At 45.0% G+C, this 15,743-nt stretch carries 13 protein-coding genes and 1 tRNA gene; 10 read left to right on the forward strand and 4 right to left on the reverse strand.

Features of this window, described 5'->3' with window-relative positions; all coding sequences use genetic code 11:
* The 5 genes from LZG73_RS24195 to LZG73_RS24215 form a co-directional block, all read left to right on the forward strand.
* Window positions 1-2,695, forward strand: a 2,695-nt coding sequence (locus LZG73_RS24195) for a T9SS type A sorting domain-containing protein (RefSeq protein ID WP_233855275.1), incomplete at its 5' end; no start/stop codon positions are given.
* Between the two features lie 78 nt (window positions 2,696-2,773).
* Window positions 2,774-6,193 (forward strand): T9SS type A sorting domain-containing protein, encoded by a 3,420-nt coding sequence (locus tag LZG73_RS24200; RefSeq protein WP_233855277.1) that lies wholly within the window; start codon window positions 2,774-2,776, stop codon window positions 6,191-6,193.
* A gap of 213 nt (window positions 6,194-6,406) precedes the next feature.
* Window positions 6,407-6,763: a YciI family protein gene (locus LZG73_RS24205; RefSeq protein WP_233855278.1), complete on the forward strand. Its 357-nt coding sequence runs from the start codon at window positions 6,407-6,409 to the stop codon at window positions 6,761-6,763.
* Between the two features lie 3 nt (window positions 6,764-6,766).
* A complete protein-coding gene (locus LZG73_RS24210) occupies window positions 6,767-7,987 on the forward strand; it encodes an RNA polymerase sigma factor (protein ID WP_233855279.1) in 1,221 nt (406 codons plus the stop codon).
* A 109-nt stretch (window positions 7,988-8,096) separates the two neighbouring features.
* Window positions 8,097-8,480 (forward strand): DoxX family protein, encoded by a 384-nt coding sequence (locus tag LZG73_RS24215; RefSeq protein ID WP_233855280.1) that lies wholly within the window; start codon window positions 8,097-8,099, stop codon window positions 8,478-8,480.
* 7 nt (window positions 8,481-8,487) lie between these two features.
* Here the strand turns inward: LZG73_RS24215 and LZG73_RS24220 are convergent, their stop codons facing one another.
* Window positions 8,488-9,507: a hypothetical protein gene (locus tag LZG73_RS24220; protein WP_233855281.1), complete on the reverse strand. Its 1,020-nt coding sequence runs from the start codon at window positions 9,505-9,507 to the stop codon at window positions 8,488-8,490.
* 140 nt (window positions 9,508-9,647) lie between these two features.
* Between LZG73_RS24220 and LZG73_RS24225 the strand changes: the two genes are divergently transcribed.
* Window positions 9,648-9,729 (forward strand) — tRNA-Leu (locus LZG73_RS24225).
* Window positions 9,730-9,882: 153 nt separating this feature from the next.
* Window positions 9,883-10,344, forward strand: coding sequence for a hypothetical protein (locus tag LZG73_RS24230; RefSeq protein WP_233855282.1), 462 nt, complete (start codon window positions 9,883-9,885; stop codon window positions 10,342-10,344).
* A gap of 6 nt (window positions 10,345-10,350) precedes the next feature.
* Here LZG73_RS24230 and LZG73_RS24235 read toward each other — a convergent pair whose 3' ends face one another.
* Complete coding sequence (locus tag LZG73_RS24235) at window positions 10,351-10,965, reverse strand: deoxynucleoside kinase (protein WP_233855283.1); 615 nt, start codon at window positions 10,963-10,965, stop codon at window positions 10,351-10,353.
* 195 nt (window positions 10,966-11,160) lie between these two features.
* On the opposite strand from LZG73_RS24235, the gene LZG73_RS24240 reads away from it, so the two are divergent.
* Entirely contained in the window at window positions 11,161-12,147 is a 987-nt protein-coding gene (locus tag LZG73_RS24240) for a rhodanese-related sulfurtransferase (RefSeq protein ID WP_233855284.1), read from the forward strand.
* Window positions 12,148-12,150: 3 nt separating this feature from the next.
* Here LZG73_RS24240 and LZG73_RS24245 read toward each other — a convergent pair whose 3' ends face one another.
* Window positions 12,151-12,648: a GNAT family N-acetyltransferase gene (locus LZG73_RS24245; RefSeq protein ID WP_233855285.1), complete on the reverse strand. Its 498-nt coding sequence runs from the start codon at window positions 12,646-12,648 to the stop codon at window positions 12,151-12,153.
* A 123-nt stretch (window positions 12,649-12,771) separates the two neighbouring features.
* Between LZG73_RS24245 and surE the strand changes: the two genes are divergently transcribed.
* Both surE and LZG73_RS24255 read left to right on the forward strand, forming a co-directional pair.
* Complete coding sequence (gene surE, locus LZG73_RS24250; RefSeq protein WP_233855286.1) at window positions 12,772-13,539, forward strand: 5'/3'-nucleotidase SurE; 768 nt, start codon at window positions 12,772-12,774, stop codon at window positions 13,537-13,539.
* A 15-nt stretch (window positions 13,540-13,554) separates the two neighbouring features.
* Entirely contained in the window at window positions 13,555-15,138 is a 1,584-nt protein-coding gene (locus LZG73_RS24255) for a GH3 auxin-responsive promoter family protein (protein WP_233855287.1), read from the forward strand.
* On the opposite strand, the gene LZG73_RS24260 is transcribed toward LZG73_RS24255, so the two are convergent.
* Window positions 15,128-15,742 carry a LysE family translocator gene (locus LZG73_RS24260; RefSeq protein ID WP_233855288.1) on the reverse strand — a complete coding sequence of 205 codons (615 nt, stop codon included), beginning with the start codon at window positions 15,740-15,742 and terminating at the stop codon, window positions 15,128-15,130. The genes LZG73_RS24255 and LZG73_RS24260 overlap by 11 nt on opposite strands.
* Window position 15,743: the final 1 nt, after the last annotated feature.

Raw genomic sequence — 15,743 nt, forward strand, 5'->3', positions numbered from 1 at the left:
TTCAAGCATTAAGAATGTATCTTCAACAGGTCTAACGGTTGACTTTAACGGCGCAGGCGTTTCGAGCGTTACGTGGAGAATCAAACAAGGCGCTAGCACGGTTGCAAATGGCAAAACAGGAACTTTGAGCTCAAACTCTGCTTCCATTACATTCTCCGCATTGGGCTCCGGCAATTATACATTGGAAATCGAAGGCGGAAACTGTACTTCTTCTGTCAGCACTTCTAACTTCTCAGTATCGCAGCCTAACTGTTCCAGCGGACCCGCAATTACGACCATCAAGAACATTTCCGGCACGAGCCTGACAGTTGATTTCAATGGTTCGGGCATTCCTAACCTTACATGGCGCGTAAAACAAAATGGCAATGTTGTCAGAAACGGCAAAACGGGTAATCTTGGCTCAAACTCTGCTACAATAACATTTGCAACTCTGGGCGCGGGCACTTATTCGCTGGAAATTGAAGGCGGTGATTGCGTTTCTTCGGTAAGCGCTTCCAACTTTACAGTTAACCCAGGCACATGTCCTGGCGGACCAACGCTTGGGATGATCGCTAACATTTCGGTATCTGGTCTTCGCTTCCAATTTGACGGAAACGGTGTTCCTAACATTACATGGAGAATCAAATCCGGTTCTGAGGTTGTCCGCAACGGAAAAACACCTGGCTTGACTTCTTCACTTGTTGACATTTCATTCGCTGCATTGAACGGTGGAAATTATACATTGGAAATTGAAGGCGGCGATTGCGTTTCTTCGGTAAGCTCCAAAACATTCTCGATCGGCTCAACCAACTGTGCTTCGGGACCGACTATTTCAAGCATTAAGAATGTATCTTCAACAGGTCTAACGGTTGATTTTAACGGCGTAGGCGTTTCAAGCGTTACGTGGAGAATCAAACAAGGCGCTAATACGGTTGCGAATGGCAAAACAGGAACTTTGAGCTCAAACTCTGCTTCCATTACATTCTCTGCATTGGGCTCCGGCAATTATACATTGGAAATCGAAGGCGGAAATTGTACTTCGTCTGTTAGCACATCTAACTTCTCAGTATCGCAGCCTAACTGTTCCAGCGGACCAGCAATCACGACCATCAAGAACATTTCCGGCACGAGCCTAACGGTTGATTTCAATGGTTCGGGCATTCCAAACCTTACATGGCGTGTAAAACAAAATGGCAATGTTGTCAGAAATGGCAAAACGGGTAATCTTGGTTCAAACTCTGCTACAATAACATTTGCAAGTCTGGGCGCAGGCACTTATTCGCTCGAAATTGAAGGCGGTGATTGCGTTTCTTCGGTAAGCGCTTCCAACTTTACAGTTAACCCAGGCACATGTCCTGGCGGACCAACGCTTGGAATGATCGCTAACATTTCGGCATCTGGTCTTCGCTTCCAATTTGACGGAAACGGTGTTCCTAACATTACATGGAGAATCAAATCGGGTTCCGAGGTTGTCCGCAATGGAAAAACCCCTGGCTTGACTTCTTCACTTGTTGACATTTCATTCGCTACGTTGAACGGTGGAAATTATACATTGGAAATCGAAGGCGGCGATTGTGTTTCTTCGGTAAGCTCCAAAACATTCTCGATCGGCTCAACCAACTGTGCTTCGGGACCGACTATTTCAAGCATTAAGAATGTATCTTCAACAGGTCTAACGGTTGACTTTAACGGCGCAGGCGTTTCGAGCGTTACGTGGAGAATCAAACAAGGCGCTAACACGGTTGCAAACGGCAAAACGGGAACTTTGAGCTCAAACTCTGCTTCCATTACATTTGCAGCGCTGGCAACAGGAAGTTATACATTGGAAATCGAAGGTGGCAGTTGCACTTCGTCTGTCAGCACTTCAAACTTCAATGTAACTTCAACAGACAGCCGTCCAGCATGTGCGTTCGGACCATTGTTGAAATCTATAACTGATCCAAAAGCGACCGAGCTCACGTTCAACTTCCACGGAGAGAATGTTGCCAGCATTGATTGGAAAATCCTTCAAGGCGCTACTGTGGTCCGTTCGGCGCGTGTTCAGTTAACGAGCGACCGTCCAACAATTACTTACGCGGCGCTTGCACCCGGGTCTTACACACTTGCAATTGAAGGAGGCGCCTGCAGATCTGAGGCGCAGACAATGAGCTTTCAGATCGGAGGAAGCGTGCTTCCAGTTCCTGTTGCGAGATTTGAGGCTGTTCCTGCAAATGAAGGCGTGGAGTTGGCATGGACTGCTCCTGAGCAACAAGATGGAAGTGGGTTTGAGGTGATCCGTCACAACGGCAACTTAAAAACATCCACCGTGATCGGTAACATTCCTTCTTCGGATCAGCTGATTGGCGAATATAGGTTTATTGATAAAACACCACTTTTCGGAGTCAATCACTATCAGCTGAATGTGGTCGATAAAAATGGCACTTACTCAAAAAGTGAAATAGTTAAAGCCCGTTATGAGGTGATCGATAAGGTCATTGTTTCTCCTAACCCTGTTAAAGATGTCGTGAACATAGAGTTCTATTCGAAAATCGCCGGGCAAGGAAAACTTGAAACATTCAATATCAGTGGTGTGAAAGTAAATGCGGTTCAGCCAACGATTACAGAGGGACTCAACAAAGTCTCGCTTAACGTAACTGGTTTAACGGACGGTCATTACTTCATTAAAGTTCATTACGGAGTTCAGGAAATGAACCTAAGATTCTTCAAATCCAAGTAAGAATAAGGCATACAATGGCTGTGACAGAAATGTCACAGCCATTTATTTTAATTCTCAACTTTAACCTGATTTACATTGATGAAATTTTTACAGAAGCTAGTGTATGCGAGCGGGTTGCTGAGTCTTATGATGGCGGCAACCCCGGATGACGAGTTGCAGAAAAATCAGTTTGCCCTAGCAACGCAGGTTAACTGCGGGGGAAGAACCTGGACTCACGACGAATTACTGGGCAATGTAGGCGGAAGACCGGTTTACACGATCATCCACGAAAACAGAATCTACATCAGATGGGACGGAAACCCGGATCAAAGCCGCAAATCGCAGGCATTTGATAATACGGCCATCCTGTTGCACATGGACAACAACAGGTTCCCAAACGATGAAAATGGAAACCGGATTGTCAATTCTTGCGTCAATTCGATTGATCCAAGCACAATGGGCAACAATTATCTTGGCGCCCAACAAGGAAACATGATCCCGTGTAACGGAAAACCCATCACGGACGGACTGCGACTAGGGACATATATCGGTGGTGATAATGTAAAAACGTTCCAATATGCGATTATTAAAGATGGTTTGCTGCGCGTGAATTTTCACCGTGAGACGAACACTTACAGTCGCGATGCGATTTCAATGGGCTTGATTCGCCAGACCATAGAAGGTGAAAATGGAAGCTCGATGAATCCTAATATGGGGTTCACATTGAATTACAACGAGGTTTTGAGCTGCTTCTGGAATGAACTTCCGAAGAATCCTGACTCCGTTGTTGATCCTGAGCCAAACTGTCCTGGCGGTCCTACGCTGGAAACAATCAGCAATATTTCTCAAACAGCCCTTCGCTTTGCATTCACCGGAAACGGCGTCCCAAACATTGATTGGCGCATTAAATCAGGCGGCACAGTTGTTCGCAACGGCCGGACTGGAAATCTGGGTTCTACCAATGTTGACATTTCGTTCTCGACACTTTCTGCCGGAAACTATACATTGGAAATCGAAGGCGGTGAATGTGCTTCTTCTGTCAGCTCGAAGTCATTTTCCGTTTCGCAACCTAACTGCGCAAATGGTCCGACAATTTCTAATGTTAGAAATGTTTCACCAACTGGCTTAACTGTTGACTTTAACGGATCTGGAATTCCAAATCTTACATGGCGTATAAAAGCGGGCGGCGCCGTTGTTGCAAATGGCAAAACAGGCAACCTGACTTCCAACTCAGCCAATATTTCATTTGGCATTCTTGCAGTTGGCGCATATGCTTTGGAAATTGAGGGCGGTGATTGCAGCTCTTCGGTGAGCACTTCAAATTTCAGCATCATTCCGGGCACTTGCCCTGGCGGACCTACATTGGGTGATATCACAAACATCACGCAAACTGGCTTACGTTTTCAATTTGATGGAAATGGTGTTCCTAATATCGTTTGGAGAGTGAAATCCGGCGGTTCGGTGATTCGTTCGGGAAACACCGGCGCATTGACTTCATCGCTTGTAAACATTTCGTTTGCTGCACTTCCAGGCGGCACTTACACGTTGGAAATTGAAGGTGGAGATTGTATTTCATCTGTTAGTTCCAAAACATTTGCAACCGCGCAAACCAATTGCCCCGGCGGACCAACGATTTCTAACGTAAAGAATATCACTTCGACAAGCTTAACAGTCGATTTCAATGGCTCAGGCGTTTCGACATTGACATGGAGAATCAAACAAGGCGGCACAACAGTTGCTAACGGAACAACCGGAAATTTGGCGACAAATTCCGCTTCCATTACATTCGGCGCTTTGGCTGCTGGCGCTTATACGCTGGAAATCGAAGGCGGAAATTGCACATCAACCATAAGCACTTCCAATTTCAGCGTGTCTGCTGCAAACTGCCCGGGAGGCCCAACGCTGCTTGCCATTACAAACGTTACAGACTCTGGCTTACGCTTCCAATTCGACGGAAACGGTGTTCCAAACATCACTTGGAGAATCAAATCAGGCGGCACGGTTGTTCGTTCCGGCAAAACAGGCGCATTGACTTCGGCACTGGTTAACATTACATATCAGGCAATCGGGGCTGGAAGTTATACTTTGGAAATCGAAGGCGGCGACTGCGTATCGACGGTCAGCACAAGAACATTCACAACTTCCCTGCCTAACTGCGCAAGCGGACCGACTGTTTCTAGCGTAACGAATGTTTCGCCGACAGGCTTGACAGTTGCTTTCAATGGCTCAGGCGTTTCAACATTAACGTGGAGAATCAAACAAGGCGGCACAACGGTTGCCAACGGAACAACAGGCAATTTGAGCGCAAACTCTGCTTCCATCACATTCGGAACACTGGCTGTGGGCGCTTACACGCTTGAAATTGAGGGTGGAGATTGCGTTTCTACAATCAGTTCTGCAAACTTCAATGTGACGCCTCCAATCTGCGTTGGCGGACCAACAATCGCAACGATAACAAATGTGTCTACAACTGCTTTGACTTTGACAATCGTTGGAACCAATATTGCCAGCGTGACTTGGAGACTCAAAAAAGGCAACAACACAGTCGCCAGCGGTACAACAGGAGGCTTGATTGCGAACAGCGTGCAAATCACTTATCCTGAGCAGAATCTTGGCAAAAATTACACGTTGGAAGTCGAAGGTGGCGATTGCGTATCGGGCGTTAGTTCACAAGATTTCGAAATCGCCTCAACTGACAGCCGCCTGCCATGTGCATTCGGTCCAAACCTGAAATCGATTACTGATGCGAAGAGCACGGAACTTGTGTTCAATTTCCATGGTGAAAACGTTGCCAGCATTGATTGGAAAATCATGAAAGGGTCGAACATGATGCGTTCTGCGCGTGTAAACCTGCAAAGTGACCGTCCAAAAATCACTTATGCTGCGCTTGCTGACGGAGATTATACATTGGCGATTGAAGGCGGTTCCTGCAAATCTACGGAACAGACAATGGCGTTCAGAGTTGGTGCTCCACTTCCAATCCATATTTCAAGATTTGACGGAACGCCTGTCAATGATGGTGTGGAGTTGTCATGGAATGTTGCAGAGGAAAAAGACGGAAAAGGATTTGAAATCATCCGCTTCGATAACCAGATGAAAATTGGCTCCGTGATCGGTGCAATGCCATTGTCGGATCAGAGACTGGGAGAATATAAATTCCTGGACGCGACGCCGCTTTTTGGCAACAATTATTATCAGTTGAAAATGATCGACGAAGACGGCTCATTCCTGACAAGCAGGATCATCACCGTGCGTTATGATGCAATCAGCGAAACAGTTGTTGCTCCTAACCCGGTTCGCGATGTTGTGCATGTTGAATTCGTTTCGAAAACAGCTGGTAAAGCAAAAGTGGAAACTTACAGCATAACCGGTGTGAAAATGAACACGATCCAAACGAACATTCAGGCAGGAAAAAATAACATTCCGCTTAATGTAACCGGCCTGGGCGATGGACATTACTTCTTAAAAGTGTCCTACGGAGATCAGAAAATGAATTTGAGATTCTTTAAAACAAGGTGAGATTGAGATTTTAAAAAACGGCTGCGATACAATTTTCGCAGCCGTTTTTTTTATGCCTTTATTTCAACAGCTTTTCTAACACAAGCAGCAAGCATTGAAATCCTTAACCAAAAATCTGCAAAAAACTTTCACGACCTTGTCCAGTTAGGCAAATGTCATTTGTAATGCAGATATAAATTTCAAATCATTCACTTTAACTTTTTTAAAAACATTATGGAAGAATACATCATTCTCATGCGCCTTGACTTGCTTACAAAAGGAGCCCAGCCTTCACCTGAACAAATGCAGGAATACATGAAACAATATCACGACTGGGTGAGCGGCATTGCGGCACAAAACAAGTTCAGTGGCGGCAAAGGCTTGTCAGTTGAAGGCAAAGTTCTGAAACCCAATGATGTGATTACAGACGGGCCGTTTGTGGAGGTTAAAGAGTCAATTGCAGGTTTCATTATCATCAAAGCAGAAAACTTCGATGACGCTGTAACAATGGCCCAGGCCTGTCCAATTCTCAGGGGCGAAGGCAATAGTGTGGAAGTTCGTAAAATCATCTCTGTCCACGAATCGAATTAAGCATTGGATCACGGAACAATCATCCCGCATTTATTCAGGACGGAATATCGAAAAATCGTGTCGGTGCTTTGCAGGCATTTTGGTTTCCGGGAAATGGAAGTTGCCGAGGACATTGCCAGTGAAACATTCCAGGTTGCGATGCAGGCCTGGGGCATTGAAGGCCTCCCGCCGAATCCGGTGGGATGGCTTTACAACACAGCCAAAAACAAGGCAAAAAATCACTTGCACCGGGATGCGATTTTCAGGGAAAAAGTAATGCCTGCTTTGGAAGAAAATCCATTTTCATTAAATGATGAAATTGACCTTTCCCCCCAAAATATCAATGATAGCCAGCTGCAAATGATGTTTGCAGTTTGCCATCCGGCCATTTCGCGCGAATCTCAGATTGGCCTAGCCCTTCGGATTCTTTGCGGTTTTGGAATCGATGAAATTGCGACGGCATTTGTAAGCAATAAAGTGACCATTAACAAGCGGCTGTTCAGGGCCAAGGAAAAACTGCGCGACGAAAATATCCGCATTGAACTGCCCGCTCCTTTGGAAATCGACCAGCGGCTGGATCAGGTCTTAATGACGATTTATTTGCTGTTTAATGAAGGTTATTATTCTGTAAGTCAAAACAAAACTTTGCGGAAAGACCTGTGCCTGGAAGCCATGCGCCTATGCTCCATGTTAATCGAAAATGAAGCGACCAACAAGCCGCGGGTGAATGCATTGCTGGCTTTAATGTGCTTCCACGCATCGCGGTTTGACGCCCGCATCAGCAGCAGCGGAGCGGTCGTGTTGTATGAGGAGCAGGACGCAAATCTCTGGAATCTGGACCTGATCAGCAAAGGCGGTTATTTCCTAAAAATGGCCGCACAAGGCGAAACATTGTCAAAATATCACCTCGAAGCCGGCATAGCGGCTTGGCACACGCAACATCCGGACAGCATTGAAAAATGGAGCCAAATTTTAGCGCTTTATGACCAGCTGCTTGAAATCGAGTTTTCGCCTATTGCGGCACTAAACCGCACTTATGCGCTTGCCAAAACAAAGGGCGAACACATTGCCATTGCGGAAGCGGAAAAGCTGGATTTGCATGATAATCATTTTTTTCACGGATTGCTCGGCGAACTTTATGAGCACATTGATAAAGCAAAGTCGGTGCAGCATTTCTTGAACGCGCTTGACCTTGCGAAGACCAAGGCGGACAAGCAGGCGATCCGCAAAAGAATGGCGCGCTGAATTTTGGCACAAAGCACCCTCCTATTCGTCTTATTTGCACTGCATCGCGCTCTGATATGGTTGGTAAATTTGTATAAACAAAACAACCAAATCACCAAACGACAAGATCATGAAAACGACCCGTATCATCTTCTGGATTGCCACAACCCTTATTTTCCTCTTCGAAGGCGTTATGCCAGCCCTCACTTCCCAGACTCAAATGGCGGTTGATGGCATCAGACACCTCGGTTATCCCGATTACTTTGGACCGATGATCACTGCATTTAAAGTGGCGGGAGCATTGGCCCTGATTTTACCAAAATTTCCGGCCAGACTGAAAGAATGGGCTTATGCCGGCTTTGTGTTTGACTTCTTCTGCGCCAGCATTAGCGTAACTGTTGTAGATGGTTTTGGATTCGGATCAATATTCCCGTTGATCGTGCTTGCGGTGCTTATGGTGTCATACGTTAGTTATCACAAGCTGCTTGCGGCAGATCAGAGACACGCATATTAAACGCGGTCTAGCGGATAATCTTTTTGACAATTTTCTTTGCCGTCGGAATCACACTGCGTCGGAAGTCCCGCAGACGATATTTCCGTTCTCTTAATCCTGCTGTAATCGAGGTTTTAAAGTCAAGCGCCGCATCCGTTTTATAATTGTCAATCAGATATTGCAAAGCATTTTTCTCACTCAAAACATAATTGTCCTGATTGGAATAAGCCATGATCCCCTGCCCGATCGGATTGAATGAGGAGTGCTTTGCATAATCTTCCAACACAAAATGCTTGAATTTATGCCCCTGGTTAACCATTTGGTGAAACCAGCCCGTCCCAAGATCAGCCGTAAATTCCCAGTTTCCGCCAAAGCAACCATTATCCCCAAACGGCAATGTGGTTTTTCGATATGCATCAATGTTAATCATGCACGCATATTCATTCAGCCTGCATTCGGGAAGCGGATGGATTCGGCCTGATCGCAGGATTTCCAGATCGCGCTTTTGGCGCGGCGTTTCATATTGCTCATGCACGGCAATCGCTTCCTCTGCACTGGGAATGTATTTCATAAAAACCTGACCTCCACAAAGTTGCGCCTTATTCGCAGGGCAGGACCAGCATTGTCCTATCGAACCCGTGCCGGCCATTTCACCATCCGCTTCAAAAGTGGGAAGCATATCGCCGATCATATCGCGATGAAAAACCATGTCATTATGCATGATGAAAAGCCACTGCATTTTCGTGTGCTCCAAGGCATATTGATAAGGAACAGACCAGCGATAATCCGCATCGTTCTTCACGCGGTCGTAATCCAGAATTTCGAGATTGTAGAAAGATTTGGGATAATATAAATCAATGGGAATGATAGGCTGAATGGCTTTAATCACCTTGTAAACATCACCATAGTGCCCGAAAGGCTGCTTGTCCTCAACCGTGATGAAAATGGAATTAATGTATTGTCCACTGACTTTGAGCAAGGATAAAATGGATATGATGGTTTGGTATGGCTTACCGTAATAGATGACGTTGACATCAACTTTTTTCATGTGCGATTGACTAAATGATATTGTAACAGTTTTCAAAAGTAGTAATCAGAAGCCAAATAAGCGGCAGAATTATTGTTTGCCAAAAAACATTTCCCTGTCCTTGCAGCGTATTATTTTAATTGTACTTTTGCAAAATCCTCGGCCAGGTGGTGAAATTGGTAGACACGCTACTTTGAGGGGGTAGTGCCTTCGGGTATGGGAGTTCGACTCTCCTCCTGGTCACAAACCTGCGCTGATTTTCAGTGCAGGTTTTTTCTTGTTACGCCATGAGCGTTTGTTTACATGAGTTCTGTCACATCGAATTAAAAAATAACCCTATATTTAGCAATCTATTGAACGACCCCTGATTTTCTTAATCGTGTGAAGGACTACCGCATGAAATCGATTGCTCTGCTTGGAGTTGGATTATTTTTTGCTTGCCAGCTTGTTTCGCAAGCGCAATGTTTGGAAAAAGTGAGCCGCTCCACCAATAAAAAGGAATATTATCAAATTGTTCAGCTCGTTGGCAAGAAGGAGTTTTTATCCCTTTCGCGCACTGGTGAGGAGAAGATCTTCACTTACCACAATGAGAATGTCGAGCTTATCTTCCACGTACAAATGTTCACCGAGATCCGCTTTACGACCAAAAAAAGCGTCTTCTCGCTTTTTACGACCATGTCGGATCGCAACTTTTGGAACAGATCATTCATGCTCTCGTCACCGGTGACGCCGCAGGAGCTTGAAAATATGAAAGAGACGGTCAAAATCGAGGTGATTTTGCCGGAAGAAAGAAAGATTTACACGTTCGGAAACAAGGCCAACGTGCTCCTGAATAAAGCCCTAGCCTGTGTGCTTTGACGGAAATCAAATATAAAAGAGCTCCTTATTAAGTTTAGAAACGATAAAGTTGAAATCATCGGGATTGGAAGCAAAATCCATATGGTTCACGTCGATTTCAATGATCTTGCCATGATCGTAATTTTTGACAAAATCTTCGTAATAGCGGTTCAGACTTTCCAGATAATCGGTTGAAATCTCTGCTTCAAAATCCCTCCCCCGCTTTTTGATTTGGGAAACCAGTTTTGGGATGTCCGCTTTGAGGTAAAGCAGCAAATCGGGCTGGGAAACCGTTCTGATAATGGACTCGAAAAGCAGAAGATAAGTCTGGTAATCACGCTCTGTCATCACCCCCGATTCGTGCAGGTTCCTCGCAAAAATAAATGCATCCTCATAAATCGTCCTGTCCTGAATGACGGTTGCGTAAGTCGTTTCCTTGATTTTCTGAACCTGCGCAAAGCGGTTATTCAGGAAAAAAATTTGCAGATTGAATGCCCAGCGATCCATATCCTGGTAAAAATCAGCCAGGTAAGGATTCCCTTCAACGGCTTCGTACATGACGTCCCATTTGAAATATTCGCCCAGCATTTGGGTCAGTGTGGTTTTTCCGGCGCCGATGTTTCCAATGATCGCAATGTGCATAATTTAAAAATCAAGTTTAGGATTGGGATGCTGGCCGTAAAAATATAGAAAAAGACCCAATGGTTGCGGAGATGAAAAGTGCATTTTTTTGGTTTTAGATAAAGTATCGTTCTTTGTATATTTGCACCTGATTTGGAGGAAAGCGCTGCGTAAAATAAATTCTTTTCTCCCCCGAATGCATTAAATTTTGCCGAAATGAAGCCCTTCAAGGTTATTTTATATTATTACTATGCCCCTATTGCCGACACGGAAACTTACCGTGACGAGCATCATTTGTTTTGTGTCCAGCACAATTTGCTTGGACGCATCATCATTGCGCCGGAAGGTTTGAATGGGACCGTTTCGGGAACGCCGGAAGATTGCGAGGCTTACATGAACTATGTGCGCTCAGATCCCCGATTTAAAGATGTGCACTTTAAGGTTGAAGAGCATGACAAAGTCGCTTTCCAGAAATTACACGTTCGGGTAAAGGATGAGATCGTTAATTCCGACCTCGGCGTAGACCCGCTCGTGCGCACAGGAAAACATTTGGAACCAGCTGAATTCAAGCAAATTATCAATGATCCGGATGTTGTCCTGGTCGATATGCGCTCAGATTATGAGCATGAGCTGGGCAAATTTAAGGGTGCGATTACATTTGATATGCACAACCTGCGCGAGCTGCCGGAGCACATTCACGAGATAGAGCATTTGAAGAAAAAGAAGATCGTAACGTATTGCACCGGTGGCATTAAGTGCGAAAAAGCGAGCGCATATTTACTGGAACAAGGTTTTGAGGACGTTTACCAATTGCATGGCGGCATCATTCGTTACGGTTTGGAAGAAGGCGGAGAAAATTTTGATGGTAAATGTTACGTTTTCGACAACCGCATTGCTGTGGAAGTCAATAAAGTGAATCCGACCGTTATTTCGAGATGCTTCATTTGTAACGAACCTTGTGACCGCATGATCAACTGCGCCAATGCAGAATGCAACACGCATGTTCCTGTTTGTCATCAATGCGGCGAAGAAATGGAAGGCGCTTGCTCACCCGAATGCAAAGCGCATCCGAATAAGCGCACGTATGATGGAACGGGTTATTATGTGAGCAACAGCAACCATTACCATCCGTTGCAAGGACTGAAAAGCCAGAAGAAAAATCTTAAAAAGATGAAATTGGCGCAAAGAACTGAGCAGGTTTGATCATCAGCTCAGTTCTTTTTCCAGAATATAATCATTCATCCAGTAAGGGCCAATAGGAATGTCTTTCTCACCGATGGTCACGAATCCCATTTTTTCGTAAAATCCTTTGGCCTTATTGTAGCGGTTGACGTTCAACAGCAGCTTTTTCCCGCCCGTTTCTTTGACGTAATCTTCCGTTGCTGCAAGCAGGAATTTGCCTGCACCCGTTCCCTGCGTTGACGGAAGTACGTAGATTTTATGTAACTTAAAGGTTTCCGGTTCGTCCGCTGAAACGGATGAAAAACCTTCCGGAATGCCATCATTCAACAAAATCAGAAAGTGATGCTGCTCCTCGGTGAACTGCTTTTTCAGGGAATCGGCAGAATATATTTTTTCAAACATAAAATCAATCTGCTCTTTTGTAAGTATTTCTCTGTAAGTCGGTTCCCAGGTTTGTTCCTGGATTTTAATGATCAGCGGAATGTCTTCAACTGTGGCATGCTTAATTGAAAATGCTGGCATATTGCTTAATTTTGGCCTTTAATGTCCGCAAATAAATCTTTTTTCAACCTAAAAACCACATTACTTCATCACCCTAGGTCTCCCAATAATGATCCGATGACGAAGGCTGACAAGTAGAAATATATGAAACCGCTTATTTTAGTTACAAATGATGACGGAATTACGTCCAAAGGAATCCGGACGTTAGTGGAAGTGATGCAGACCATTGGGGAAGTGATTGTTGTTGCGCCGAATAGTCCGCAATCGGGCATGGGACATGCAATCACCATTGGAGAACCATTAAGGCTTTATTCGACGCATATTTTTAAGGAAGTTGTGGAATATGAATGCTCCGGAACACCAGCGGATTGTGTAAAACTGGCAAAAAACTATGTGTTGCAGGACCGCAAACCCGACCTGGTCGTAAGCGGAATCAATCACGGCAGCAACAGTTCTATAAGCGTGCTTTACTCCGGAACCATGTCAGCGGCAATTGAAGCAGCCATTGAGGGGATTCCGGCGATCGGTTTTTCACTGACAGATTATCGCGAAGATGCAGATTTCGATCATGCAGTTCCATTTGTAAAATCCATCACGGAAGAGGCATTGAAAAACGGCATTCCGAACGGCATTGCACTGAATGTGAACATTCCCGGGAAGTCTGATTTGCCGATTAAGGGAGTTAAAGTTTGCCGGCAAGCACATGCCAAATGGCAGGAAAAATTTGATTACCGCGTTGATCCCACGGGCCGCGGTTATCTTTGGATGGCAGGTGATTTTGTTAATTTTGATACTGAAAAAGAGGATACCGATGTCTGGGCGCTGGATAACAATTATATTTCTGTTGTCCCGTGTCAATATGATCTGACAGCGTATGAGGCCGTAAAGCAGCTTTCGACCTGGGATTTATAATTTTAAAATTCAGCTATGGCATTAGTAGGAAGTTTGTTAAAAAAGGGAATTCATATCAGCAACATTGTTGCTAACCGCAGAAAAGCAAGCCTTCACATTCAGCAAAAAAAGACTTTGGCGAAGCTTCTGGCCAAAGCCCGCTACACGGAATTTGGAGAGAAATATAATTTTGATGAGTTGCTTTCTTCCATTCTTTTTGGTGAAAAAGGCGCTTTCTACGAGCTTTATAAGAAGACAGTTCCGGTTTACGATTACAATAAAATATTCAATGAATGGTGGCACCGTTCGCTTGAAGGCGAAAAGGACATTTGCTGGCCGGGACAAATCAAATATTATGCGCTGAGCTCAGGGACTTCCGAGGCAGCGACCAAGCATATTCCGGTAACAAAAGCAATGTCCCGGGCCATTCAAAAAACGAGCATTCGTCAAATCCTGTCGCTCGGCCATTACAAAGATTTACCAAACGACTTGTATGAAAAAGGCTTCCTGATGCTTGGAGGCAGCACAAACCTCAACAATCACGACAAACATTTTGAAGGCGACCTGAGCGGCATTACAGCAAAACAGATTCCTTACTGGTTTCGTCCCTATTATAAACCGGGTGAGAAAATCGCAGCGCAAAAAGACTGGGGACTGAAACTTGAAGAGATCACAAAGCAAGCGCATGAATGGGACATTGGATTTATCGTCGGCGTTCCCGCCTGGATCCAGCTTTTGATGGAAAAGATCATTGCGCATTACAATGTCAGCACCATTCACGACATCTGGCCAAATTTGCAGGTTTTTGCCCACGGCGGCGTCTCCTTTGAGCCTTACAGAAAGGGATTTGAAAAGTTGCTTGCTCGGCCTCTGATCTACATCAATACATATCTTGCTTCTGAGGGATTTATCGCATATCAAACGCGTCCTGGCGCGCAGGGGATGGAACTGGTGAGCGACAATGGCATTTTCTTTGAATTTATTCCTTTTAATGAGGAAAATTTTGATTCGGAAGGCACATTGCAAGCCAATCCGGAAACGCTGATGGTCGATCAGGTGGAGGAAGGGAAGGAATATGCTTTGCTGCTGTCAACCTGTGCAGGAGCATGGCGTTACTTGATCGGCGACACCGTCAAATTCATTGATAAAGCCAAAGGCGAAATTGCTATTACAGGCCGCACGAAGCATTATTTGAGCCTTTGCGGAGAGCATCTTTCGGTGGATAATATGAATAAAGCCATCGATATTGTTTCCGATGAAATGGGGCTGACGATCAAGGAATTCACCGTTTGCGGCGTAGAATATGGCTCCATGTTTGCGCATCATTGGTATATCGGCGTCGATGAACAGAATGTGGATGAAGCCAAGCTGAAATTAGAACTGGACGCGAAACTAGCTGAGCTGAACGATGATTACGCAGTCGAGCGTCGACACGCCTTGAAAGAAATTATTGTGACCGTTTTGCCAAATAAAGCATTTTACGGCTGGATGCAGTCAAAAGGAAAAATGGGCGGTCAGCACAAATTCCCACGCGTTTTCAAGAACTTCCTGATTGACGACTGGACGGGCTTTTTGGAAAAAAATGGTTACGTAAAAGCTGCGCCCCCGGTCAGCGAATGAAATTGACATAAGCAATCTGACAGGCGATCAGGATGAAAACGACGCCTGTCACTTTGTTAAATATCGTGACCACTTTTGGCGTAAAAACGCGTTTGAGCCTGTGCGCAAACACTGCAATGCCACATTCAACCAGAAAAACTGCAATCACACTCGCGCCAAAGAAGACCAGCACCTGATTATTATTGTAATGCAAATTCGTTCTGATATAGGACGCAATGGTCACCCAGCTTATGAAATTGACAGGGTTAAGGCCATTGAGTAGAAAACCGGTTGTGAAATAATATAGCAGGTTGCCAAGGCTTGTTTTTGGATAAGCAATTTTCGGTTGGCCTTTGATAATGTTGGTAAGCCCCAGCGCAATCAGAAAAAAGACGCCAGCACCAGCCATCCATTTTTTGAAATCGGGAATGTCGGGCAGCAACGCTGTTCCGTAAATAGCGAAAAAGACGAAAACGATATCACATACGAAAACGCCAAAAGCGATCTTAACACCCGTTCTATAACCATTGTCGACGCTGTTTTGGAACAATGAAAAAAACACGGTTCCGAATGTGAGGCACAGGGCAATTCCGGTAAGCAAGCCATAAAAAAGCGATTCAAGCATA

Source organism: Dyadobacter sp. CY326, assembly GCF_021390515.1.
In the GTDB taxonomy this organism is placed as follows: Bacteria; Bacteroidota; Bacteroidia; order Cytophagales; family Spirosomataceae; genus Dyadobacter.